Genomic DNA, 22,484 nt, shown 5'->3' on the forward strand with positions numbered 1-22,484 from the left:
ACCGGCACACGGGCGAAACCCCCGAACTCCTTCACTAGATTGTGCGCATGAGCAACGAGGAGACGCCCGCGACCACCGGCGCGACCACCGGTGCGACCACCGGCGAGAGCGCCGACGAGCCCGGCTACCTCGCGGCTGTCACCGACCTGCTCGGGGCGCTGGCGTACGGAGAGCTGCGGGCCTTCAGCCAGCTGGCCCGGGACGCCGACCTCGCGCCGGCCCTGCGCCACAGGTCGGCGCTCGCGACGCTGGCGGCGCACGAGCTGAAGAACTACGCCGTGCTGACCGAGCGCCTCCAGTCGCTCGGCGTCGTGCCCGAGACCGCGATGGAGCCGTTCGTGCCTGCGGTCGACGCCTTCCACGAGCGCACGAGCGCCTCGGACTGGCTCGAGGGGCTGGTCAAGGCCTACGTCGGCGAGGGGATCGCGCAGGACTTCTACCGCGAGATCTCCCGCTACGTCGACGACGACACCCGGGCCCTGGTCCTGAGCGTCCTCGAGGACACCGGACAGGCCGACTTCGCCGTCAGCGTCGTGCGGGAGGCGATCGCCGCCGACCCTCGCGTGGCCGGCCGGCTGGCGCTGTGGGGCCGTCGCCTCGTGGGGGAGGCGATCACCCAGGCCCAGCGCGTCGGCGTCGAGCGCGACGCCCTCGCCAGCATCCTCGTGGGGGCGCCCGGCCGGGCCGGCGCCGACCTCGCCGAGCTCGGGCGGATGTTCGTGCGGCTCACCGACGAGCACTCCCGGCGCATGGAGCGCCTCGGCCTCTCGGCCTGACGGAGGCCGTATGCCGTGTGGCCGGCCACACGTGGGAGGTGCGCCGCGCCGGCGCGCGAGCTCACGGCATACGCCAGCGGTTTTCGGTGGTGGACGCGACGAAGGGCCCGACCGGACGGTCGGGCCCTTCGTGACGAGAGAAGCAGTGACTGGACGTCACACTGCCTTGTGGCTCACGCGGCCGTACACGACGATCAGGATCGCCGCCACGATGGCGCCGAGGATCAGTGGGATCCAGGCGATGCCGCCGGAGGAGTTCGAGTAGCCCAGCTGGCGAACGACGAAGGTCACGATGACGTTGGCCACGATGCCGATGAGGATCGTCATGACGAGCGAGATGTTCTGCTTGCCGGGGAGGATGAGTCGACCGAGGGCACCGATGATGGCGCCGACGACGATGGCCGCGATGATTGTTCCGATCATGTGAACGCTCCTTCTGGTCGCGGTGTGCGACCGATTGGTCCGCGAGGGGTGCGGATGACACATGCGACGAGAACAATGTCCCACCGCCTGTGGCTGGAATGGTGGACGTGGCGGGTTGCATTTCGATATGGACCCGTCGTCCGGGGGACAAAGCCGACGAGAGGGGCGCGGTCGCACATCCGGCCGAGCCCCGGGCGTTGGCTCAGCGGGTCTGGCGGTTGCCGGTGAGCATGCCGTAGCCGACGATGAGCGCAGCGGCCACGAGCACGCCGATGAGCCCGGAGATCCAGTCGATCCCCTTGGTGTCGCTCACCCCGGTGGCCTTGTAGTAGATGAAGGCTCCGATGAGCGAGCCGATGGCACCGAGCACGACGGTGAGAAGGACGCCGATGTGCTGCCGGCCGGGCAGCACGAGACGAGCGAGCGGTCCCACGATCGCGCCTGCGACCAGGGCGGCCAGGATGGTTCCGATCATGGTGCGGGGCTTCCTCCTTCGTGCCCGGGCTCCGGGCGGCGACGGCCGGTCGGTTCCGGCTCGTTCGATCTTCCTGTACCCGGACGGGGACCGCTTGCCACGCCTTCCTGAGGACCGGCTGGGTGCGAGTGCACGACGAAGGCCGCCGACCCTGGTGGGTCGGCGGCCTTCGTGGTGGGATCGTCGCGAGCGGGCGAAACCCTTTGCGGGAGTGGCTCTTGGGTATGCCGTCAGTGGGCGCCGAAGCCGACGCCCGCCTTGCGCTCGGCACCCGTCGTCACGTAGCCGATCGAGGCCGACGGCACGATGATCCGGCCGCCCTTGTCGTCGGTCAGCTCGAGGACGTCAGAGCCGAGAGCCGCCTTGACGGCGGCGTAGATCTCGTCGGTCGACTGCGTCGTCTCGAAGGTGATCTCGCGCGCCACGTGCTGGACTCCGATGCGGACCTCCACGTCAAACCTGCTTTCTCAGAAACTGTGGGTCTGGCCGACGCGGTCGACCGCGCCCTGTCGTCACCTTAACCAGCGGGCGTCGCCACGGATTCCCGGGCCGCGCCCTCGCTCCGGCCGACCAGCGGGAAGGCTCCGAAGCCGCGCCGGATGAGGGCTGCGGTGAGGCGCACCGCCGTCTCCTTGGACAGCGTCGCCTCGTTCGTGAGCCAGTGGCGGGCCGAGGTCTGGGCGAGCCCGACGAAGGCCACGCCGACGAGCACGGCCTCCTGCTGGTCCATCGAGGTCTCGCTGCGGATGATCTCGGCCATCGCCTCGGCGCACGTCAGGTCGATCTGGTCGAGGCGCCGGCGGACCTCCGGCTCGTTGGCGAGGTCGGACTCGAAGATGAGCCGGAAGGCGGCGCCCTCCTGGCCCACGAAGTCGAAGTAGGCGCGCGTCATCGTGTTGATGCGGGCCTTGTTGTCGGACAGCGCGAGGGCGTCGCGGACGAGCTGCTCGAGCTCGCCGGTGTGCTGGTCGATGAGCGCCAGGTAGAGCTCCAGCTTGCCCGGGAAGTGCTGGTAGAGAACCGGTTTCGAGACGCCGGCCCGCGCTGCGATGTCGTCCATCGCCGCGGCGTGGTAGCCGTTCTCGACGAAGACGCCGAGCGCTGCCTCGAGCAACTGCGCCCGCCGCTCGGATCGGGGCAGCCGCTGGCCGCGCCCCGGGGGTGTGGTCTCGTCTGCCATGCGGGTCCTCTTCGCGCGTGGCCGCGCTGCTCGTCAGGGTCGCCGTCCGCCCCTGCAGACGACCGGGTCCCTCTCACCATACCGAGCAGTACGGTGAGGACATGTCGACGGAGCCGCTGGTCAAGACGGGTCGGGCGCTCAGCAGGGCCGAGACGACGAGGTACGCCCGGCACGTGCTGCTGCCCGACGTCGGTCGGGACGGCCAGGAGCGTCTCGCCGCCGCACGGGTGCTCGTCGTCGGCGCCGGGGGTCTGGGGTCGCCCGCGCTGCTCTACCTCGCGGCTGCCGGCGTCGGCACGATCGGGGTCGTCGACGCCGACGTCGTCGACCTCACCAACCTGCACCGCCAGGTCATCCACTCCGACGCCGACATCGGCCGCCCGAAGACCGAGTCGGCCGAGGCCGCGGTCCACCGCGTCAACCCGCACGTCACCGTGGTGCGGCACGACGTGGCCCTCGACTCGTCCAACGCCCTGGCGATCATCGGCGACTACGACCTCGTCGTCGACGGCACCGACAACTTCCCGACGCGCTACCTCGTCAACGACGCCTGCGTGCTGCTGGGCAAGCCGCACGTGTGGGGCTCGATCCTGCGCTTCGACGGCCAGGTGTCGGTGTGGTGGGCGGGGCAGGGGCCCTGCTACCGCTGCGTGTTCCCCGACCCGCCCCCGCCCGGCTCGGTGCCCAGCTGCGCCGAGGGAGGAGTGCTCGGCGTGCTGTGCGCGGCGATCGGCTCTGTCCAGTCGACGGAGGCGATCAAGCTGCTGCTCGGCATCGGCGAGCCGCTCGTCGGCCGGCTCATGGTCCACGACGCGCTGCGGCAGACGTGGGACACCCTCACCGTCCGCCCCGACCCGGACTGCCCGGTCTGCGGTGACCACCCGACCGTCACCGAGCTCGTCGACTACGTCGAGTTCTGCGGCGTGCCCGGTGCCGCCGCGCACGACGAGGGCGACCTGCCCAGCGTGACGGTGCAGCAGATGACGGAGGAGCTCGCCGGGGCCCTGCCGCCGCTGCTCGTCGACGTGCGCGGTGAGGAGGAGCGGTCCATCGCCTCGATCCCGGGCGCCGTCCCCATCCACCTCGACCTGTTCCGGTCTGGGGAGGCCTTCGCCGAGCTGCCCTCGGACAGAAGGGTGCTCATCCACTGCAAGGTCGGCGGCCGGTCGGCCGAGGCGACGCGACTCGCGCTGCGCGCTGGGTTCACGGACGTCGCGAACGTCGAGGGCGGCATACTCGCGTACCTCCGGGAGATCGACCCGAGCCAGCCCGAGTACTGAGAGGACGCCCGTGCCGCTGGAGGACCACGCCGAGCGGGTGCTCGACCTCGTCGCCACCATCCCGCAGGGGCGCGTGCTCGCCTACGGCGACATCGCCAGGCACCTCGGCGGGATGGGTCCGCGCACGGTGGGGACCGTCATGAGCCGATACGGCTCCAACGTGCCGTGGTGGCGGGTGATCCGCTCGGACGGACGGCCGCCGCAGGGGCTCGAGGACGAGGCGCTCGAGCACTGGCGGGCCGAGGGGACCCCGATGGTCCGGGGGCTCGTCGAGGGCGCCCGCGCCGACATGGCGAGGGCCCGGTGGGACCTCGCCGACGCGACCTCCCCCGCGGACGACGGGGGCGTTCGAGACGCCGGGCGGCGCGGCGGCCTGCACCACGTCGAGATCTGGGTCGAGGACATCACGGCGGCCGGGCGGGAGTGGGGCTGGCTGCTCGGGAGGCTCGGCTACCGCCTGGGCGACGACTGGGGTCACGGCCGGGCCTGGGAGCTCGGCTCCGTCTACGTCGTCGTCGAGTCCGGGGCGGACGTCGTCGCGGGGCGCCACGAGCGCCGGCGTGCCGGGCTCAACCACCTGGCGTTCCACGGCGGCTCGCGCGCCGAGGTGGACGCGCTGGTCGCCGACTGTGCCGAGGGAGGGTGGGCGCTGATGTTCGCCGACCGGCACCCGTACGCCGGTGGGCCGCAGCACTACGCCGCGTACCTCGAGAGCGGAGAGGGCTTCGAGGTCGAGGTCGTGGCCGGCGACTAGGGCGAGCCCGGTCCGGGTCCGTGGCGGTCGACCGGGGTGCGCCGGCGGCGCTGCCGGACGCGGCCCGGCTCGAGGCCTCGGGGGTAGGGCCGGTCTGGGTGGGGGAGCACGTCGTGGACGATCCGCGGAAGCTGGGCCAGCCGCCGGCGCTGCTGCTGCTCCTTCCACGCGCGGTGCACCCGCTCGCGGTTCTCGAGGTCGAGCTGGGCCAGCACCTGCTCGACGGCGGCCAGGATCGAGCCGCGCAGCAGCCACGACGAGGTGTCCTCCCGGGCGCGCACGAGGATGAGCTCGGTGAGGATGGCCTGGGTCTCGCGAAGGATGTCGAGGCTCTGCGCCAGCGCCTTCTCGGCGTCCTCCTCGCGCCCCTCGGACTCGGCGACCACGAGACCGCCGAAGGCCCGCAGGCACTCGGCGCTGTCGTCCAGGACGACCGCGAACGCCGAACGCAGCTCGTCGCCGTACGGGTCCTCGCGCGCCGACTCGGGCGGGAGCTCGGCGCGCATGAGGGTGAAGAGGGCCCGGATGGCCAGGAGGCAGTGCTCGAGGTTGTCCAGCGCGGTGGCGAGCACGGGCTCGACGTCGACCGTGCCCAGGGCGCGAGGGTTGAAGCGGCGGCTGTCCTTCAGGCGCCCGATCGTCTCGGCGGTGCGCGCGACCTCGCCCGTCGCGGCCCGGGCCCGGCCGATCCACTCGCCCACCTGCTCCCGGCTGACCGGTCCTGCGGTGAAGCTGTCCGCCGCGACGCCGAGGGCGGAGGCGGCCGCATCCGCCACCCGCAGGATCCCCTGCCTGGCGGCGCCGATCGGCATGGCGGGCGGGTAGAGCACGCTGAAGGCGACACCGACGGCCGCGCCGATCAGCGTGTTGACGATGCGCGTCTCCGCCGCGACGCCGTGGTTGCTCACCCCGAGGATGAGCATCGCGCTGATCGGCGTCTCGAGCGCCTGCTCGCCCAGGCGCAGCACCTTGGCGAGCAGCAGCGAGGCCGCGATGGCCGCTCCCAGGCTCCACCACGTGAGCCCGATCCACGTCGAGAGCAGGGTGGCGACGAGGATCCCGGCGAGGACGGCACCGACCCGGACAGCACCCATCTTGATGGTCGAGAAGGCCGACGCCTGCACCACGAGCAGCGCCGTGAGGGGGCCCGTCAGGTCCTGGGTCCCGCCGGTGACCGCCTGGGAGAGGACGTATGCGATGACTGCGGCCGTCGTGAGCCGGAACACCGTCGCGAGCGTCGGTCTCAGACGGGCCGGCACGTCCTGCCAGCGGGCGGGGTGCCCGGGCCACGCCCGGGCGAGCAGCCGGCGTCGCACGCCCGGATCGACTATCGGGACCACGTCGTTCTCTGGAGACATGCGCCGCCCTCGGGAAGTGGTCGTCAGGTCGAGCCGTCCGCGCTGCGAATCACCGCGCCATCCGCATCGTACGAGACCTTCCGTGCTGCCGGTTGACGACCGGTCGTCGGCCGGACCGGTCCTGCCGGGGCCGGTTGGTCGGGCGCGCGGGCCGGCGCGCGGGCCGGCCGCGCGGCGCGAGCCCCGGGGCAGGTGTGGTGTCGGCGCCGCGTGATGGAATCTCGTCGTGGTCATCCTGAGCCGAGCCCCAGCCCCTGCCGCGGTGCAGGTGCGGCTCGACGAGCGCCAGCAGGCGGCGGTCGACTCCACCGCGCGTGTCCTGCGGGTGCTGGGCGGCCCCGGTTCTGGCAAGTCCACGCTCGCGGTCGAGCTGGTCGCCGACGCGGTTCTGCGGCGAGGTCTGCGTGCCGACTCGTGCCTCGTGCTGACGTCGAGCCGTCGGGCGGCGGCGGAGCTGCGCCAGCAGGTGACGACGCGCCTCGGCGGCACCTCCACGGAGTCACTGGCCCGCACGTGGCAGGCGTTCGGCTTCGGCGTGCTCCGGGCCGAGGCGGCGCTGCGCGGCGACCCGCCGCCGCGGCTGCTCAACGGACCGGAGCAGGACGTCATCCTGCGCGACCTCCTCGCGGGGCACGCATCGGGAGAGGTCCCCGGGCCGGTCTGGCCCGAGCAGCTGCGTGACGCCCTCGGCACCCGCGGGTTCCGCAACGAGCTGCGCGACCTGCTCATGCGTGCCGTCGAGCTCGGGCAGACCCCCGACGACCTCGCGCGCCTGGCCGCCGAGCACGCTCGGCCGGAGTGGGCCGCGGCCGCCCAGGTGCTCCGCGAGTACGACGAGGTGACCTCGCTCAGCCGCCACGGCTCGTACGACCCCGCCTGGGTGCTCACGGCGGTGGCCGACCTGCTGGCCGACGACCCGTCCGCGCTCGACCGGTTGCACGAGCGCATCCGCCTCGTCGTCGTCGACGAGGCCCAGGAGCTCACCTCGGCTGCGGCGCGGCTGCTGCGCGTCGTCGCCGGGCCCGGTGGCCCGCGCATCGCCCTCATCGGTGATCCCGACGTCGCGGTGCAGACCTTCCGCGGCGCCGACCCGCGATTCCTCGCCGACGGCTGGCGCGACCTCGCCGGCGCGGCACGCGACCCGCGCTACGCCGGCGGTCTCTTCGACCTCATCGACGACCTGGGCGGCGACGCGTCGAGCGAGACGGTCGTCCTCGACCGCAGCCACCGGCTGGGGTCGGCGATCGTGGGCGTGGCCGACCGCGTCTCGCGTCGCATCGGCGCGCTCGGTGGCGGCGAGCAGCGGCGCCTCACCGCGGCGGCCGAGGAGCCCTCGCGGGCCATCGTCGAGGTGGCCCTGCTGCGTTCGGCGGCCCAGGAGACCGCGCACGTCGCCGCCCTGCTGCGGCGCGCCCACCTGGTCGAGGGCGTGCCGTGGACCGACATGGCCGTCATCGTCCGGGGCTCGGCCCGCGCCGACGCGATGCGCCGGCTGCTGGCGCACTCCGGTGTGCCGGTCGAGGCAGGCACCGCCGAGACCCCGGTCCGCGACGAGAGTGCGGTGCGTCCACTGCTCCACCTGCTCGACGAGTCCATCGCGCTGGCCCGTGCCGCGCACCGCGGGGAGCGCCACGACACCGACCCGGTGCGAGCCGCCGACCTGCTCCTGTCTCCCGTCGGCGGTGCCGACGCCGTGGGCCTGCGGCGCCTGCGGCGGTCCCTGCGACAGGAGGAGCTGGCCTCGGGCGGCGGCCGCTCCAGCGACGAGCTGCTCGCCGAGCTGCTCCAGTCGCCCGCACGGGCAGCACTGATGGGGTCCGTCGCACGACCCGCCGCCCGCATCGCCGAGGCGCTCGCAGCTGGAGCGGCGGCGGCCCGGGTGGCCGACGACCGGCGCTGGGCGCCCGGGGTCACGGCCGAGTCGGTGCTGTGGGGGATCTGGCAGGGCCTCGGACTGGCCGAGGCGTGGCGCCGCCAGGCCCTCTCCGGCGGCTCGAGCGGCGAGCGGGCCGACCGCGACCTCGACGCGGTGCTCGCGCTGTTCGACGCCGCTGCCGCTTTCGTCGACCGCCTCCCCACCGCCGGACCCGACAAGTTCCTCGAGCACATCCAGGGCCAGGACGTCCCCGGCGACACCCTGCTCGTCGGCGCCCAGTCCGGGGGCCGGGTGGCGCTGCTGACCCCCCAGACGGCGGCCGGGCGCGAATGGCGCATCGTCGTCGTCGCCGGCGTGCAGGAGGGCGTCTGGCCCGACCTGCGCCTCCGCGGCTCGGTGCTCGGGTCCGAGGACCTCGTCGACGTCGTCGCCGACCGGCCGCTCGGCTTCCGGGCCGCCCAGGCCGCGGTCCGCTACGACGAGACGCGCCTCTTCCTCGTCTCTGTCACGCGCGCCACCGAGCGCCTGCTCGTCACGGCCGTCGGCAACGAGGACGAGCAGCCCTCGGTCTACCTCGACCTCGTCGACCCGCCGGCGTCGACCCGCCTCGCCGACGAGGTGCGCCCCCACTCGGAGGTGGCGCGCACCATGACGCTGCCCGGCCTGGTCGGTGAGCTGCGTCGCGAGGCCGTCAATCCCGACCCCGGGGTGGCCGAGCCCGCGCTCAACCTGCTCGCGGCGGCCGCCCGGGAAGGGGTGCGGGGGGCTGATCCCGGCTCCTGGTGGGCGCTGCGGTCGGTGACGAGCGAGCGGCCGGTCCGCCGGCCCGACGAGCCGGTCCCGGTCTCGCCCTCGAAGGTCACCTACTTCGCCGAGTGCGGGATGCGCTGGTTCCTCACCTCGGTCGGGGCTGAGGGGGTCTCCCTCGGCGCCGCCTCCGTCGGCACCTTCGTGCACGACATCGTCGCCGAGCTGCCCGAGGCCCCGCTCGAGACCCTGCGCGAGGAGGTCGACCGACGGTGGGGGCGCCTCGGGCTGAAGCCGGGGTGGGTGACCGAGCGCACGCGCACGGAGGCGCACGACATGGTGGCCCGCTTCGCCGCATACCGCGAGGCGGCCGAGCGGGAGTGGGAGCGCGTCGGGATCGAGACCGACTTCCGCGTCGAGGTCGGTCGGGCCGTCGTCGCGGGTCGGGTCGACCGCATCGAGCGCAACGCCGACGGGCACGTGCGCATCGTCGACCTCAAGACCGGCAAGTCCAAGCCCACCAAGGCCGACCTCGCCGAGCACGGGCAGCTCGGGGCCTACCAGGTGGCCGTGGAGGAGGGCGGGTTCGCACAGCTCGGCGACCGCAGCGCGGGCGCGGCCCTCGTCTTCATCGGCAAGGGCGGCCTCAGCGGCCTCAGGCCCAGCGTGCTGACACAGGACCCCCTGGCCGCCAGCACCGACCCCACGTGGGCGCGGGCCCTCGTCGAGCAGACCGCCGAGGGGATGGGCGCCGCCGAGTTCACCGCCACCCAGTGCAAGGCGTGCGAGACGTGTCCCGTCCGCTCCTCGTGCCCGGTCCAGCCGGAAGGCGACGCCCTGTGACCACCCTCGACACCGAGCTCGAGCCCGGCGCCACCCGCGACACCGACACCGACACCGGCGACGCAGACAACGCCGACGTGCGCCCGCAGCACAGCGCCCTCGACATCGCCCGCGCTCTGGAGATGCCGCCCCCGACCGACGAGCAGACAGCCGTCATCGAGGCGGGGGCCCGGCCCCTGCTCGTCGTCGCGGGCGCCGGCTCGGGAAAGACCGAGACCATGGCGGCGCGGGTCGTGTGGCTCGTCGCCAACGGGCTCGTCGACCCCGATCAGGTCCTCGGCCTCACCTTCACCCGCAAGGCCGCGGCCGAGCTGTCGCAGCGCATCGCCAAGCGCCTCCGCGGCCTCGAGCGGGCCGGCATCTGGACACCACCGGCCGACGACGGCAGCGGGGCCGAGGTGCTGGGTGGCACCCCCACCGTGTCGACGTACCACTCGTATGCCGGCCGGCTCGTCCGCGAGCACGCGCTGCGGGTGGGCATCGAGCCGGAGTTCCGCATCCTGACCGAGGCCGGGGCCTGGCAGCTCGCCGCGGAGGCGGTCTCGCGCTGGGACGGCCCGATGGACGACGTCGTCAAGAGCGAGGCGACCGTCATCCAGGCGGTCATGGCCCTCGCCGGTGAGATGGCCGAGCACGTCCGCACCCCGTCCGAGGTGATGGAGCACCTCGACGAGGTGCTGGCCCGGTTCGACGCGCTGCCCGACGGGGAGGGGCGCAGCTCGTTGGCGGCAGCCCGCGAGGCGGTCGCCGTGCTCCGGGAGCGCCGCACCGTCCTGCCCATAGTCGAGGCCTTCCTCGACCTCAAGCGCGAGCGCGAGTCGCTCGACTTCGCCGACCAGATGGCCATCGCCGCGCGCCTGGCCCGGTCGGTTCCCGCCGTCGGTCAGGTCGAGCGTGAGCGCTTCCGAGCGGTGCTGCTCGACGAGTTCCAGGACACCTCTGAGGCGCAGCTCGAGCTGCTCCGCTCGCTCTTCCACCACGAGGGCGTCGCACTTACCGCGGTGGGTGACCCCAACCAGTCCATCTACGGGTGGCGGGGCGCGAGCGCGACCACCCTGCTGCGCTTCCCGCGCGAGTTCGCCGACGCGTCGGGCCCCGCCGACGTGCTTCCCCTCTCGACGAGCTGGCGCAACGACGCGCTCATCCTCGCTGCCGCCAACGCCGTCGCGGCCCCACTCGCGACCGAGCACGTCCAGCCCCTCCGGTCACGGCCGGGTGCCGGCGAGGGCGTCATCGAGGTGGCGCGTCTCGAGACGGCCGAGGCCGAGGCCGACCATGTCGCGGCCTGGATCGCCTCGCACTGGTCGAGCCCCAGCGGCCGTCGCACCGGGCGCAGCGCCGCCGTGCTGTGCCGCCGCCGCTCGACCTTCCCGATCGTCCTGGAGGCCCTGCGACGGCACCAGCTCCCGGTCGAGGTCGTCGGCCTCGGTGGCCTGCTCGTCACCCCGGAGGTCAGCGACCTCGTGGCGGCGCTCTGGGTCGTGCAGGACCCCTCCCGCGGCGACCACCTCATGCGCCTGCTCACCGGCCCGGTCGTGCGTCTCGGCGCCGCGGATCTCGCCGGGCTGTGGGCCTGGGCGCGAGAGCTGCACTCGCGCCCGGCACGCGGCGACGCCGGGTCCGCGCCGGAGCACCCCGAGCCGGAGCGGCGCGTGCCGGAGCACCCACTGCCGGCATGTGAGCCGCGTCCCGCCGACCCGCTCCCCGAGGGGCCCCCCGCAGTTGCAGAGCCGGGCCCGACGGGTAGCCCGCGGGCGGCGGGCGCAGCGGTCGACCCGAGCGACGGCGAGCAGCCCGACATGACCGGGAGCGACCGTCGTGGCTCGGACCTCGCGGCCGACAGCGCCGACACCGCCACCCTCGTCGAGGCGCTCGACGACCTGCCACGCCCCGGCTGGACCAGCCGTGACGGCGCGACCATCGGCGACGAGGCGCTGGTCCGGCTCCGCGAGCTCGGGGAGGTGGTGCGACGCCTGCGCCGGCTGACGGCGCTGCCCCTTGTCGATCTCGTCGCAGAGGCCGAGGTCGCGATCGGTCTCGACATCGAGGTGCTCGCGCGGGCCGAGCACACGACCTCAACCGCTCGGGTCCACCTCGACGCCTTCGCCGACGTTGCGGCCCGCTACGCCACGACCGCCGATCGCCCGACCCTCTCGGGGTTCCTCAGCTGGCTCGACGCGGCCCGCGAGCAGGAGCGCGGTCTCGATGCCGGACACGTCGACTCCGACGCCGACGCCGTGCAGGTCCTGACCGTCCACGCCGCCAAGGGCCTGGAGTGGGACGTCGTGGCGGTCCCGACGCTGGTCGAGGGCGTCTTCCCCGCACACAGCGCGACGGCGGTGGCTCCCCTCCCCGAGAGCGACCCGGTCGAGTACGCCTGCTCAGGTGAGGTCAAGGACAAGGGCTGGCTCGTAGGCCTGGACTCCCTGCCCTACGACCTGCGCGGCGACCGGGACGGGCTGCCGCACCTCGACTGGCGGGGGGTGCCGGATCGCAGGGCCCTGAGCGCGGCCATCGACGAGTTCGTCCTCGACGGTGGCCGCCACGCGATCGCCGAGGAGCGCCGCCTGGCCTACGTGGCGCTGACCCGGGCCCGGTCGGCGATGCTGCTCACGACCCACCTGTGGGGAGCCGCGAAGAAGACCCTCTCCGTGCCGTCACGCTTCCTCACCGAGGTCGAGGACGCCCTGCCCGGCGCCGTCACCCGCGGCGTGTGGGTGCCCGCCCCCGACCCGGTCGTGGACGACAAGGGCAAGACCGCGGCGCCGAGCAACCCGCACCTCGCGGTGCCGCTGGCACGGCAGTGGCCGCACGACCCCATGGCCGAGCGTCGGGTCGGACTGCTCGACGCCCACCGCCGGGTGGCCTCCCTCATAGCGGCGGGTCCGACCGTGCCTCTGGGAGACCGCCGGGTCGACGACCTGCGCATCCTGCTGGCGGAGCAGGCGGCGCGCCGGTCACGGGGTGAGCCGGTCGTCGACGTGCCTCGCCACCTCTCGGCGTCCGCCGTGGTGTCGCTGGCGCGCGACGCCGAGGCGTTCGCCATGTCGTTGCGTCGGCCCATGCCCAGCCCCCCGGCGGTGGCCGCCCGGCAGGGCACGGCGTTCCACGCCTGGATCGAGGAGCACTACGCCCGCGCCGCGTTCGTCGACCTGCTCGAGCTGCCCGGCAGCGCCGACGAAGGGGCCGCCGACGACGGTGACCTCGACGCGATGAAGCAGCGCTTCCTCGAGAGCGAGTGGGCCGACCGCATCCCGGAGGAGGTGGAGCTGTCGATCGAGACGGTCATCGACGGCATCGCCGTCCGCGGGCGCGTCGACGCCGTGTTCCCGCGCGACGACGGCGGCTGGACCGTTGTCGACTGGAAGACGGGAGCACGCCCTACCGGTCGTGACGCGAGCGTCCGGGCCCTGCAGCTCGCCGCGTATGCCGTCGCCTTCGCCCGGCTACGCGGCGTCGACCCGTCGCTCGTCGACGCCGCGTTCTACTACGCCCGAGACGGGGTCACGGTCCGGCCGGAGCTCCCCGACGAGGGCGCCCTCGTCGGGTTGTTGCGAACGCTGCCCGAGTGAGTCGTCGGAGTCGGGACGACCGGGGTCAGGACTGACGGAGAGGCGACCGCCGGGGTCAGGACTGCTCCGCGGGTCCCGTCCCGTCGCCCGTCCCCACCGGGCGGCTGGGACCGCGGCGGTCGACTGCGACGAAGCCGGACGCGCCCTCGTGCAGGTCGAGGACCGCCTCCTCGTCCCCGGGCAGTGCCTCGACCTCGTCGATCTCGAAGGCGGACGCCTCGGAGCCCGGGGCCACCACAGGGACAGGCTGCGACTCCTCCGGCCGCGTCTCCTCCGCCCGCGTCTCCTCCGCCCGCGTCTGCTTCGGCTGCGTCTTCTCCGGCTCCTGGGCCTGCGCACTCACCGGCTCGGCCACGGCCTCGGGTGTCGGTTCGGCCCCAGGCTCGTGCGTAGGCGGAGAAGGGTCGCCGGGGGTGCTCTCGGTGAAGGGGGCGTCGCGCGACTGAGCCGGCGGGACGGCATACGACGTCGTCGCGGCGGCAGCAGCGTCGCTCCCTGACTCGTCGAGCAGCGGGGTCATCGAGACGGCCTGCGTCTGGCCGGGTGTCGGGAAGGGCACGTGGGGCTGGGTCGCGTCCCAGTCGGGCTCCGGCGCGGCGGGCTGCTGCTGCGCCTCCGGCTGCTCCCTCGGGTGCGGGACGGCGGCGGCCTGCTGTCGGGCCTGCTCGGCGTGCTCGGTGCGGCGGCGGTCCTCCTGCGCGTGCCGCCGGTCGGCCGCCTCGACCCCAGCCTCGAGGGCGCGCAGCTGCTCGGCCGTGCTCTCGACGAGGTCCAGCTCCCCGGCGGACAGGGCGCGGAGCAGCCGGCGCAACGGAGCCATCTCGGCGGCCAGGCGCGCGCGCTGGACGAGGTGCGCGTCGGGTCGTTCGATGCGGGTGGCGGAGTAGGCGTCGAGGACCGCTTCGAGCGTCGTGGCCGGCGCGACACTGACCAGCTCGGCGAAGTCGTCCGCGGGGTCGGCGATGCGGCTCTCCTCCCAGGCGAGCACGCCACGCACCCGCCCGGTCGACGCGTCGTCCTCGTCCTCGAACGAGGCGAGGACGTTGTCGCCCGTGAAGGTGCCGTGGACCGCGCTCGGGGCGAAGCGCCACACCGAGACGTCCTCGAGCGCGTGCTCCCACCGGGTGAGCAGCCCGGTCGGCACGTGCCCGGTGGCCGCGGCGCGGTCGAGCTCGGACAGCTGCCGCCGGCGGTGGGCCTCGGCGTCGTAGGTCGGGCGGCCGGCCTCCTCGAAGACGAGGTGCTCGATGTTGTGGATGTGGCCCAGCGTGCGGCCGACCTCGGCGGCCAGCGGCCCCGCGTCGAGGGCGGCGAAGTCGAGCGGCCGGCCGGGCAGCCGGAGGTAGACCGCGGCGCGTCCCTCGGGCACCGGCGAGTGGCCGCGCACCATCGGGATCGCGATCTCGAGGCGTCGGCCCAGCAGCCCGGACAGTGCAGAGACGTCGTCGAGCATCGCGCCGGCAGCAGCCGTGCACGGTGCCTTGACCACCCAACGCCGGTCCTGGCTGTCCTGGACGTACGCGATCTCGAAGAGGTCGCCCGGCCGGGTCTCGACCCCCTGGACTCTCACCGGGTCCAGGCCCGGCACGGCCGAGCTGGCCAGCGCGGCGAGGAACAGCGGGCTTCGGGTCACGCATCCACCGTAGGTGGAGCAGCGCGCCGAGCGTGGGAGGCGATGCCCGAGCGGCTCGGCGTCACGTGCGCGCTCGACACGCCTCGGGCGGCTCGGGCCGGCCGCCCTAGGGTGGGCTTGTGGCAGTGACCGACGAGCCCCTGGCCGACCTCGCGCTCTCGCGCAGCTCCCTCGATCGCGTGGCGCTGGAGCGCCGGCGTCCCGAGGTCCTGGCCGAGCTGCTGACCGACCCGCGCACGCGGGTGGCCGAGATCCGCGGTGACCGGATGCAGGTCGTCGAGACCGGTGGGGCGGGTCAGGCGGGTGAGGCGGCGCAGGTGGACCGCCGTACCGACGCACGCAGCGCCCGTGCCGGCCGCGACGGCCTGCTCGAGCTCGTGCTGCGGCCCCCGGCGTCCGAGGACCGCGCCCGGCTGGCCCTGCACCTCGGTCGCGACCGCCACGGCACGGCATACGTGGGCGTCGTGACACCCGGCCCGGCGGACGACGAGCAGGGCTGGCTCTCGCTGCGTCAGGCGGGGGAGGCCCTCACGCCGCGCGACGCGGGCGTCTTCACCACCGGCCTGGCGCTGGCCAACTGGCACGCGACCCACCGCTTCTGCCCCCGCTGCGGGTCGCGGACCGAGCCGACCCAGGGAGGCTGGGTGCGGCACTGCCCCCGTGAGGGCAGCGACCACTACCCCCGCACCGACCCGGCCGTCATCATGTCGGTCGTCGACCCCGACGACCGACTGCTCCTCGGCCGCGGGGCGCACTGGCCCGAGGGGCGCTTCTCGGTGCTCGCGGGTTTCGTCGAGCCCGGCGAGTCCTTCGAGGCGGCGGTGGCCCGGGAGGTCGCCGAGGAGGTGGGCATCGCCGTCGAGGGCGCTCGCTACCTCGGAAACCAGCCGTGGCCGTTCCCGTCCTCAATGATGATCGGCTTCGCCGCCAGGACCAACGAGACGGCGCTGACCCTCGACCACGAGGAGATGGCCGAGGCGCGCTGGGTGTCGAGGGAGGAGTACCGCGACCTGCTGCGGTCGGGCGACATCCGCACGCCGAGCGGCATCTCGATCGCCAAGCGCATCATCGAGCGCTGGCTCGGGGCCACCGTGGAGTCGGTGACCGGAGTGGCCCCGGCGCACTGGTGAGCGACCCGGTCAAGGGATGCGGCCGGGAATGCGGCCTCAGCTGGCGAGGCGCTGCTTGACCTCGGCGAGCGACGGGTTCGTCGCCGCGCTGCCGTCGGGGAAGACCACGGTGGGCACGGTGCGGTTGCCGCCGTTGACCTGCTCGACGAACTCGATGTGCTCGGGAGCGTCCTCGAGGTTGATCTCGGTGTAGGGAACGCCCTCGCGCGCCAGCTGGCCCTTGAGCCGGGTGCAGTAGCCGCACCAGGACGTCGTGAACATCGTGATCGAGCCCTCGTCGGGGGTGACCTTCGGCATGCCGTTCCTTCTCGCTGTCTCTCGTGCTCGCGCCGCGGCTGTCGTCGCGACCGGTGGTGTTGTCAGGTGCAGCGCCCGGACGTGCTGGCTTGTTCCCGGCTGGGGACGGCCGGTCCAACCTGTCGCACCTCGATGCAAGGATGAGTGCATGGCCTCGCGCGGTGCAAAACGACCCCGGAAGATGGACCTCGAGGTCTACGAGGCCGAGCTCGGCCGCCTGCAGGCGGAGCTCGTCGCCTTCCAGGAGTGGGTCCGCACCACCGGCCAGCGGGTCGTCGTCCTCTTCGAGGGCCGCGACGCGGCCGGCAAGGGCTCGGCCATCAAGCGCATCACCGAGTACCTCAACCCCCGCGTGGCCCGGATCGCGGCCCTGCCCGCCCCCACGGGCCGGGAGCGCACGCAGTGGTACTTCCAGCGCTACGTCGCCCACCTGCCGGCTGCCGGGGAGATCGTGCTGTTCGACCGGTCCTGGTACAACCGGGCGGGTGTCGAGCGGGTCATGGGCTTCTGCAGCGACGACCAGTACCACCTGTTCCTCGAGCAGGCCCCGGTCTTCGAGCGGATGCTCGTCGACGACGGCGTCATCCTGCGCAAGTACTGGTTCAGCGTCTCCGACGTCGAGCAGGAGCGCCGGTTCCGCTCCCGCGCCAAGGACCCGATGCGCCAGTGGAAGCTCTCGCCGATGGACCTCGAGTCGATCACCCGGTGGGAGGACTACTCCGAGGCCAAGGACGTGATGATGGCGGCCACGAGCACCGCCTGGGCGCCCTGGCACGTCGTCGAGTCCGAGGACAAGCGGCGTTCGCGCATCAACGTCATGCACCACCTGCTGACCTCGATCCCGCACGAGCCGATGACGCCCGAGGTGCCGCGGATCCCCGAACGGCCTGCCCCGCGCGGCTACGAGCGCCCGCCGCAGTCCGAGCAGAACTACGTCCCCGACCACGCAGCGACCCTGCTGGCCACCGTGAAGGGTGATCGCTCCTGAGCGCCGTGCCGTCCGCCGACCAGATCCTCGCGAGCCTCGACCCCGAGCAACGTGAGGTCGCCATGGCCCCTCCGGGACCCCTCTGCATCCTGGCGGGGGCCGGCACCGGCAAGACGCGTGCCATCACCCACCGGATCGCGTATGCCGTCCACTCCGGCGCCCAGCAGCCGCAGCGGGTGCTCGCCCTGACCTTCACCGCCCGCGCCGCGGGGGAGATGCGCACGCGTCTGCGCGGCCTCGGTGTGCAGGGCGTCCAGGCCCGCACCTTCCACGCGGCCGCCCTGCGCCAGCTGCACTTCTTCTGGCCGCAGGCCATCGGCGGCGCGGCTCCCGAGGTGATGAGCCACAAGGCGCCGGCCGTCGCCGAGGCGGCGAGCCGGCTGCGCATGCAGTTCGACCGCACCACCGTGCGCGACCTCGCGGCCGAGATCGAGTGGGCCAAGGTCAACCTGCTCACCCCGCAGTCGTATGCGGCCCGTGCCCGCGAGCAGCGTCGGGAGCCGCCCGGCCTCGACCTGACCGCGATGGCCCGGCTCTTCGAGGCCTACGAGGACGTCAAGCAGCGGCGCGGGGTCATCGACTTCGAGGACGTGCTGCTGCTGACCGTCGGCATCCTCGACGAGCGCGAGGACATCGCCCGCACCGTCCGCGGCCAGTACCGCCAGTTCGTCGTCGACGAGTACCAGGACGTCAACGACCTGCAGCAGCGCCTGCTCGACCTGTGGCTGGGGGAGCGCAAGGACCTCACCGTCGTGGGCGACCCGGCGCAGACCATCTACTCCTTCACCGGCGCGAGCCCGCGCCATCTCATCGGCTTCCCGAAGCGGTTCCCGGGCGCCCATGTCGTACGCCTCGTGCGCAACTACCGCTCGACGCCGCAGATCGTGGGCCTGGCCAACACCATCGTGGCGTCCGGCACGCAGGCCGCCCGCGACGGTGCCGTGCGCCTCCTGGCCCAGGGCGAGCCGGGGCCGGGGCCGGAGCTGACGAGCTACGCCGACGACCCGGCCGAGGCGGCGGCGGTGGCCGAGCGCATCCGCGGCCTCGTCGACGGCGGCCATCCGGCGGCCGAGATCGCCATCCTCTTCCGCACCAACGCCCAGTCGGAGGCCTTCGAGTCGGCCCTGACCGACGCGGGCGTGCCCTACCTCGTGCGCGGAGGTGAGCGGTTCTTCGCCCGCAAGGAGGTGCGCGACGCGATCCTGCTGCTGCGCGGGGCGGCGCGCAGCGACGACGGCGAGAAGCCGCTGGGCGAGATCGCCCGCGACGTCATCACCGGGGCCGGCTGGTCCCACGAGCCGCCGTCGGGTGGGGGAGCCACCCGGGAGCGGTGGGAGTCCCTCAGCGCGCTCGCGACCCTCGCCGACGACATCGCGGTGGCCGCGCCTGACGCGCGCCTGCCCGAGCTGGTCGCCGAGCTCGACCGGCGGGCCGCCGAACAGCACGCACCGGCGGTCCAGGGTGTGACCCTCGCCAGCCTGCACGCGGCCAAGGGCCTGGAGTGGGACACCGTCTTCCTCGTCGGCGCCTCGGACGGGCTCATGCCGATCTCGATGGCCGAGGGACCCGACGCGATCGAGGAGGAGCGGCGCCTGCTCTACGTCGGGCTGACCCGCGCACGCAAGCAGCTGTTCCTGTCGTGGTCGGGCGCTCGCACGCCGGGCGCGCGGGCCACCCGCCGGGTCTCGCGCTTCCTGGCACCGGCGGCCGACATCCTCGGCCAGGGTGCTCGCACCGAGCCGCGTTCCGGCGGCGGGTCCAGGCGGGCGGCGCCCAAGGTCGCCCGACTCGCACACTGCCGCGGCTGCGGGGCCGAGCTGGTCACCGCCGCCCAGCGCAAGACCGGCCGCTGCGACGACTGCCCACCCACCTACGACGAGGCGACGTTCGAGAGGCTGCGCACCTGGCGGCTGGCCGTCGCCCGCGAGGCGAGCGTGCCGGCATACGTCGTCTTCACCGACGCGACGCTGACCGCCATCGCCGAGGCGAACCCGGCCGACGCGGGGGCCCTCTCGGGCATCAGCGGGGTCGGAGTGCGCAAGCTCGAGCAGTACGGCAGCGACATCCTCGCTCTGCTCGGCGGCGCAGATCCGCAAGAGCTTCTCGAAAACCGTTCTGCGACAGCCGAATCCGCGTCAGTCGAGTGACGGCTGAAAAGAAGTTACAGAAACTTCGTTAAATCAGTTGTTCGGCCCTGAGCGCCGCCGCTAACCTTGACGAAGTCAAGCCCAGCGGTCTAGGTGGCCGGCTCGGGGCCCATGAGCAGAAGTGAGGAGGTCGGCCTGATGGACAACACCACGATGACGATGAACGCAGTCTCCTGCGTCCTTTCCGTGCGTCTGCGGCCGACCACCGGCCAGGTCCGCCTGGCGGCCTTCGATGCTCCGGTCCAGGGGACGGGTCTGTCCATCGCCGCCGTCATGGGCGCCCGTGTCGCCGATCTGCGTTCCCCGATCCAGGGAGACGTCTCGGTCACCGGCCTCGGCTTCGCCCCCGCCTACAAGACCCTCGATGTCGTTCGCTCCCGCTGTGGGAGGCCACCGGTCTGACCAGACCTGACGCCTCACCTCCAGGCCGCGAACCCGACATCACCGGGTCCGCGGCCTTCGTGTTTCTCCGGCCCTTCTGCCGCTCGAATGCCGCTCCACCCGCACCAACCGACACCACCAGGAAGCACCCGACCGGGTGCCCGACAGATCAGGGACACAGATGACTCCCCGGATGCCGAGCAGCAGGACCGAGACCCGCACCACCGGTGCAGGGCTTCGGACCAAACCAGACACGAGAGAGCAGGGGCAGCCCACGGCCGCCCAGGAGACGGAGGTGAGAACGATGCAGCTGAGCGAGCTACTCGACCTGGGCACAGAGGCCGAGCAGGTCGGCGAGACCATTCCCTGCCGCGACTACGACGCGGAGCTCTGGTTCGCCGAGCGTCCCGAGGACGTCGAGTTCGCCAAGACCCTCTGCGGGCTCTGCCCGGCACGGGTCCAGTGCCTCGCGGGCGCCCTGGAGCGCCAGGAGCCGTGGGGAGTGTGGGGCGGGCAGCTGCTCGTCCAGGGCGCCGTCGTGGCTCGGAAGCGGCCCCGCGGCCGTCCGCGCAAGCACCCCGTGGCCGCGTGAGCCTGTTGACCACGCATGACCACGGCACCGACAAGACCACAACACAAGCCATTTCACAGATCAGGAGATCGTCATGAACCAGCTCGAGATGCTGGCTCGCGACCGGATCAACCAGCGCAGTCAGCGCCAGGACCGCAGCGGCATGCGTCGCAGCGCCCGGCTGATCGCGCAGGAGATCCGCGCCAGTCGACGCCACAGCCAGAAGTGAACGACCGCGCCACGGAGCGCGTTGCAGGACAACTGAATCGAGCGAGCGAGCCGCGGGTGACGCGCACGTCACCCGCGGTTCCTCATGTCCGGGACCGGTCGCTGCACGCCTTCCGCACGCCCGCTGCGTGACGGATACTCGGGTCAGGACCGAGGAGGAGCCGTGGACGAGAACGGTGCACAGGGCTCGATGAGCGCGGAGTCGATGAGCGCGGAGCCGCTGGTGTGTGTCGTGTGCGGCGCGACCCCTCCCGAGTCGGGACGATATGCAGCACTGACGTCGTGGAGCCGCGGCACCGCCGACGGGCGCACCACGTGGACGTGCGAGCGCTGCAGCCGCGAGAACATCCGCTCGATCGAGGCAAAGCTCGACACCGCTTGGTGGTGACGCGTCGACCGCCCGCGACCGCGAGCCGACACTCGAGTCGCCCGCAGGCTCAGGCGTCGCCGACCGGAGGCAGGTCGGCGCCGGGGAGCAGCTCGTCGACGATGGCGCGCCCCTGGACCGTGCCGCCGAGCTGGCTGAGCACGCCGATGCCCCCACCCCACACGCGGTGGATGAGGAGGTACTCCGGCGGCAGGTTGAGCTTGAAGGCGACGGCGTAGTTGGGCTGTCGGGGATCGTTGATGTGGGCGAAGACGCTGCGCAGCCAGTCACGGCTGAAGGTGAAGGTGTCGCTGCGGAACGGGGCCATGAACGGCTCGAGGTAGTCGAGCAGCCGGTGGGCATCGAGGTCGATGTTCTCCTTGACGAACCCGATCTCGCGCAGCCCGTCGAGGACGTCATCGGCGCTGCCGCGAAGGCCCACGGTCAGCAGCTGACCGATCTCCGGCGGCATCCCGTCGGGCAGCCGGTTGACGGCACCGAAGTCGATGACGCCGAGCCGGCCGTCGTCGGTGATGCGGAAGTTGCCCGGGTGCGGGTCGGCGTGGAGCAGCCCGGCCCGGGCGGGGCCGGCCAGCAGGAAGCGCAGGTAGAGGCGGGAGGCGGTGTCGCGCTGCTCCTGGGTGCCCTCGGCGATGATGCGCGAGAGGGGCAGCCCGTCCTGCCACTCGGAGACGATGACGTGCTCGCGGGCCTCGACCACGTGGGGGATGGCGAAGTCCGGGTCGCCGTCGAACGCGGTGGCGAACGCCTCCTGCGACTCGGCCTCCAGGCGATAGTCGAGCTCCTCCGCCATGCGGTCGCGCAGCTCGTCGAGGATCGGACCGAGGTCGATGCCGGGCACCCAGCCACCGGTCACCTTCGCGACGCGGCTGATCTGGCGGATGTCGCTCATGAGGGCCGCTCCCGCACCGGGGTACTGGATCTTCACCGCGACCTCACGGCCGTCCTTCCAGACGGCGCGGTGCACCTGGCCGATCGATGCCGAGGCGACCGGGTCGTCCTCGAACGAGGTGAACCTGCTACGCCACCGGGTGCCCAGGTTGGTGCGCAGCACGCCGTGCACGGAGCTGGTCGGCATCGGCGGTGCGCTGTCCTGCAGCTTGGTGAGCATCGCGCGGTAGTGGACGGCGAGGTCCTCGGGCAGCGCGGCCTCGAAGATCGACAGGGCCTGGCCGAACTTCATGGCCCCGCCCTTGAGCTCGCCGAGCACCTGGAAGAGCTGCTGGGCGGTGCGGGCCTGCAGCTCGGCGGCGACGAGCTCGGCAGGTCGCCCGCCGAGGCGCTTGCCCAGGCCCAGCGCGGTGCGGCCCGCGAAGCCGAGGGGCACCGAAGCGAGCTTGGCCGATCGGACGACAGCCTTGCGTGGCAGGTCGGTCACGAAGCACCTCCTCGGGAGTGTCGGTCTCGTGCGGGCCCGTGGCCGATCTTCAGACGCGG

Annotated in this window: 20 protein-coding genes; 12 read left to right on the plus strand and 8 right to left on the minus strand. The window is 73.1% G+C overall.

Features of this window, described 5'->3' with window-relative positions:
• Positions 1-47: 47 nt before the first annotated feature.
• Positions 48-776, plus strand: a complete 729-nt coding sequence (locus AB0316_RS10520) for a ferritin-like fold-containing protein (RefSeq protein WP_366272965.1) — start codon at positions 48-50, stop codon at positions 774-776.
• A 156-nt stretch (positions 777-932) separates the two neighbouring features.
• Here the strand turns inward: AB0316_RS10520 and AB0316_RS10525 are convergent, their stop codons facing one another.
• The 4 genes from AB0316_RS10525 to AB0316_RS10540 all read right to left on the minus strand — a co-directional run bounded on the left by AB0316_RS10525 (position 933) and on the right by AB0316_RS10540 (position 2,854).
• A complete protein-coding gene (locus AB0316_RS10525) occupies positions 933-1,199 on the minus strand; it encodes a GlsB/YeaQ/YmgE family stress response membrane protein (RefSeq protein ID WP_366272966.1) in 267 nt (88 codons plus the stop codon).
• A gap of 202 nt (positions 1,200-1,401) precedes the next feature.
• Positions 1,402-1,674 (minus strand): GlsB/YeaQ/YmgE family stress response membrane protein, encoded by a 273-nt coding sequence (locus tag AB0316_RS10530; protein ID WP_366272967.1) that lies wholly within the window; start codon positions 1,672-1,674, stop codon positions 1,402-1,404.
• A 230-nt stretch (positions 1,675-1,904) separates the two neighbouring features.
• Positions 1,905-2,126 carry a DUF3107 domain-containing protein gene (locus AB0316_RS10535; protein ID WP_366272968.1) on the minus strand — a complete coding sequence of 74 codons (222 nt, stop codon included), beginning with the start codon at positions 2,124-2,126 and terminating at the stop codon, positions 1,905-1,907.
• 65 nt (positions 2,127-2,191) lie between these two features.
• On the minus strand, positions 2,192-2,854 hold the full coding sequence (locus tag AB0316_RS10540) for a TetR/AcrR family transcriptional regulator (RefSeq protein ID WP_366272969.1): 663 nt from the start codon (positions 2,852-2,854) through the stop codon (positions 2,192-2,194).
• A 101-nt stretch (positions 2,855-2,955) separates the two neighbouring features.
• On the opposite strand from AB0316_RS10540, the gene moeB reads away from it, so the two are divergent.
• Together moeB and AB0316_RS10550 are read left to right on the plus strand one after the other, a co-directional pair.
• Positions 2,956-4,134, plus strand: coding sequence for a molybdopterin-synthase adenylyltransferase MoeB (gene moeB, locus AB0316_RS10545; RefSeq protein WP_366272970.1), 1,179 nt, complete (start codon positions 2,956-2,958; stop codon positions 4,132-4,134).
• A 10-nt stretch (positions 4,135-4,144) separates the two neighbouring features.
• Positions 4,145-4,888 (plus strand): MGMT family protein, encoded by a 744-nt coding sequence (locus AB0316_RS10550; RefSeq protein WP_366272971.1) that lies wholly within the window; start codon positions 4,145-4,147, stop codon positions 4,886-4,888.
• On the opposite strand, the gene AB0316_RS10555 is transcribed toward AB0316_RS10550, so the two are convergent.
• A complete protein-coding gene (locus AB0316_RS10555; RefSeq protein ID WP_366272972.1) occupies positions 4,885-6,246 on the minus strand; it encodes an FUSC family protein in 1,362 nt (453 codons plus the stop codon). The genes AB0316_RS10550 and AB0316_RS10555 overlap by 4 nt on opposite strands.
• Before the next feature lie 226 nt (positions 6,247-6,472).
• Here AB0316_RS10555 and AB0316_RS10560 point away from each other — a divergent pair, with 226 nt between their 5' ends.
• Positions 6,473-9,712 (plus strand): ATP-dependent DNA helicase, encoded by a 3,240-nt coding sequence (locus tag AB0316_RS10560; RefSeq protein ID WP_366272973.1) that lies wholly within the window; start codon positions 6,473-6,475, stop codon positions 9,710-9,712.
• Positions 9,709-13,284 carry an ATP-dependent DNA helicase gene (locus AB0316_RS10565; protein WP_366272974.1) on the plus strand — a complete coding sequence of 1,192 codons (3,576 nt, stop codon included), beginning with the start codon at positions 9,709-9,711 and terminating at the stop codon, positions 13,282-13,284. The genes AB0316_RS10560 and AB0316_RS10565 overlap by 4 nt, the downstream gene beginning before the upstream one ends.
• Positions 13,285-13,339: 55 nt before the next feature.
• On the opposite strand, the gene AB0316_RS10570 is transcribed toward AB0316_RS10565, so the two are convergent.
• On the minus strand, positions 13,340-14,917 hold the full coding sequence (locus AB0316_RS10570; RefSeq protein ID WP_366272975.1) for a phosphotransferase: 1,578 nt from the start codon (positions 14,915-14,917) through the stop codon (positions 13,340-13,342).
• A 119-nt stretch (positions 14,918-15,036) separates the two neighbouring features.
• Here AB0316_RS10570 and nudC point away from each other — a divergent pair, with 119 nt between their 5' ends.
• Positions 15,037-16,047: an NAD(+) diphosphatase gene (gene nudC, locus AB0316_RS10575; RefSeq protein ID WP_366272976.1), complete on the plus strand. Its 1,011-nt coding sequence runs from the start codon at positions 15,037-15,039 to the stop codon at positions 16,045-16,047.
• 36 nt (positions 16,048-16,083) lie between these two features.
• Here the strand turns inward: nudC and AB0316_RS10580 are convergent, their stop codons facing one another.
• Entirely contained in the window at positions 16,084-16,344 is a 261-nt protein-coding gene (locus AB0316_RS10580; protein WP_366272977.1) for a mycoredoxin, read from the minus strand.
• 148 nt (positions 16,345-16,492) lie between these two features.
• On the opposite strand from AB0316_RS10580, the gene ppk2 reads away from it, so the two are divergent.
• The 6 genes from ppk2 (at position 16,493) to AB0316_RS10610 (ending at position 21,047) form a co-directional block, all read left to right on the plus strand.
• Entirely contained in the window at positions 16,493-17,332 is an 840-nt protein-coding gene (gene ppk2 / locus AB0316_RS10585; RefSeq protein ID WP_366272978.1) for a polyphosphate kinase 2, read from the plus strand.
• 5 nt (positions 17,333-17,337) lie between these two features.
• The gene (locus AB0316_RS10590; RefSeq protein WP_366272979.1) at positions 17,338-19,479 is read left to right on the plus strand and encodes an ATP-dependent DNA helicase UvrD2; all 2,142 of its coding nucleotides are present in this window, start codon (positions 17,338-17,340) and stop codon (positions 19,477-19,479) included.
• Positions 19,480-19,590: 111 nt separating this feature from the next.
• Positions 19,591-19,881, plus strand: coding sequence for a hypothetical protein (locus AB0316_RS10595; RefSeq protein ID WP_366272980.1), 291 nt, complete (start codon positions 19,591-19,593; stop codon positions 19,879-19,881).
• Positions 19,882-20,164: 283 nt separating this feature from the next.
• Complete coding sequence (locus AB0316_RS10600) at positions 20,165-20,452, plus strand: WhiB family transcriptional regulator (RefSeq protein WP_366273337.1); 288 nt, start codon at positions 20,165-20,167, stop codon at positions 20,450-20,452.
• A gap of 73 nt (positions 20,453-20,525) precedes the next feature.
• The gene (locus AB0316_RS10605) at positions 20,526-20,660 is read left to right on the plus strand and encodes a hypothetical protein (RefSeq protein WP_366272981.1); all 135 of its coding nucleotides are present in this window, start codon (positions 20,526-20,528) and stop codon (positions 20,658-20,660) included.
• A 162-nt stretch (positions 20,661-20,822) separates the two neighbouring features.
• A complete protein-coding gene (locus AB0316_RS10610) occupies positions 20,823-21,047 on the plus strand; it encodes a hypothetical protein (protein WP_366272982.1) in 225 nt (74 codons plus the stop codon).
• A 49-nt stretch (positions 21,048-21,096) separates the two neighbouring features.
• On the opposite strand, the gene AB0316_RS10615 is transcribed toward AB0316_RS10610, so the two are convergent.
• Complete coding sequence (locus tag AB0316_RS10615) at positions 21,097-22,425, minus strand: AarF/ABC1/UbiB kinase family protein (RefSeq protein ID WP_366272983.1); 1,329 nt, start codon at positions 22,423-22,425, stop codon at positions 21,097-21,099.
• Positions 22,426-22,484 lie beyond the last annotated feature (59 nt).

This window comes from Terrabacter sp. NPDC080008 (assembly GCF_040702505.1).
Lineage (GTDB): Bacteria > Actinomycetota > Actinomycetes > Actinomycetales > Dermatophilaceae > Terrabacter.

Excerpts from the sequence above, each read along its gene's own strand:
- AB0316_RS10530 (WP_366272967.1), bottom strand. The coding sequence starts at position 1,674 with ATGATCGGAACCATCCTGGCCGCCCTGGTCGCAGGCGCGATCGTGGGA.
- AB0316_RS10525 (WP_366272966.1), bottom strand. The coding sequence starts at position 1,199 with ATGATCGGAACAATCATCGCGGCCATCGTCGTCGGCGCCATCATCGGT.
- AB0316_RS10600 (WP_366273337.1), top strand. The coding sequence starts at position 20,165 with ATGCAGCTGAGCGAGCTACTCGACCTGGGCACAGAGGCCGAGCAGGTC.
- ppk2 (WP_366272978.1), top strand. The coding sequence starts at position 16,493 with ATGGCCTCGCGCGGTGCAAAACGACCCCGGAAGATGGACCTCGAGGTC.
- AB0316_RS10595 (WP_366272980.1), top strand. The coding sequence starts at position 19,591 with ATGAGCAGAAGTGAGGAGGTCGGCCTGATGGACAACACCACGATGACG.
- AB0316_RS10540 (WP_366272969.1), bottom strand. The coding sequence starts at position 2,854 with ATGGCAGACGAGACCACACCCCCGGGGCGCGGCCAGCGGCTGCCCCGA.
- AB0316_RS10520 (WP_366272965.1), top strand. The coding sequence starts at position 48 with ATGAGCAACGAGGAGACGCCCGCGACCACCGGCGCGACCACCGGTGCG.
- AB0316_RS10605 (WP_366272981.1), top strand. The coding sequence starts at position 20,526 with ATGAACCAGCTCGAGATGCTGGCTCGCGACCGGATCAACCAGCGCAGT.
- AB0316_RS10555 (WP_366272972.1), bottom strand. The coding sequence starts at position 6,246 with ATGTCTCCAGAGAACGACGTGGTCCCGATAGTCGATCCGGGCGTGCGA.
- moeB (WP_366272970.1), top strand. The coding sequence starts at position 2,956 with ATGTCGACGGAGCCGCTGGTCAAGACGGGTCGGGCGCTCAGCAGGGCC.
- AB0316_RS10580 (WP_366272977.1), bottom strand. The coding sequence starts at position 16,344 with ATGCCGAAGGTCACCCCCGACGAGGGCTCGATCACGATGTTCACGACG.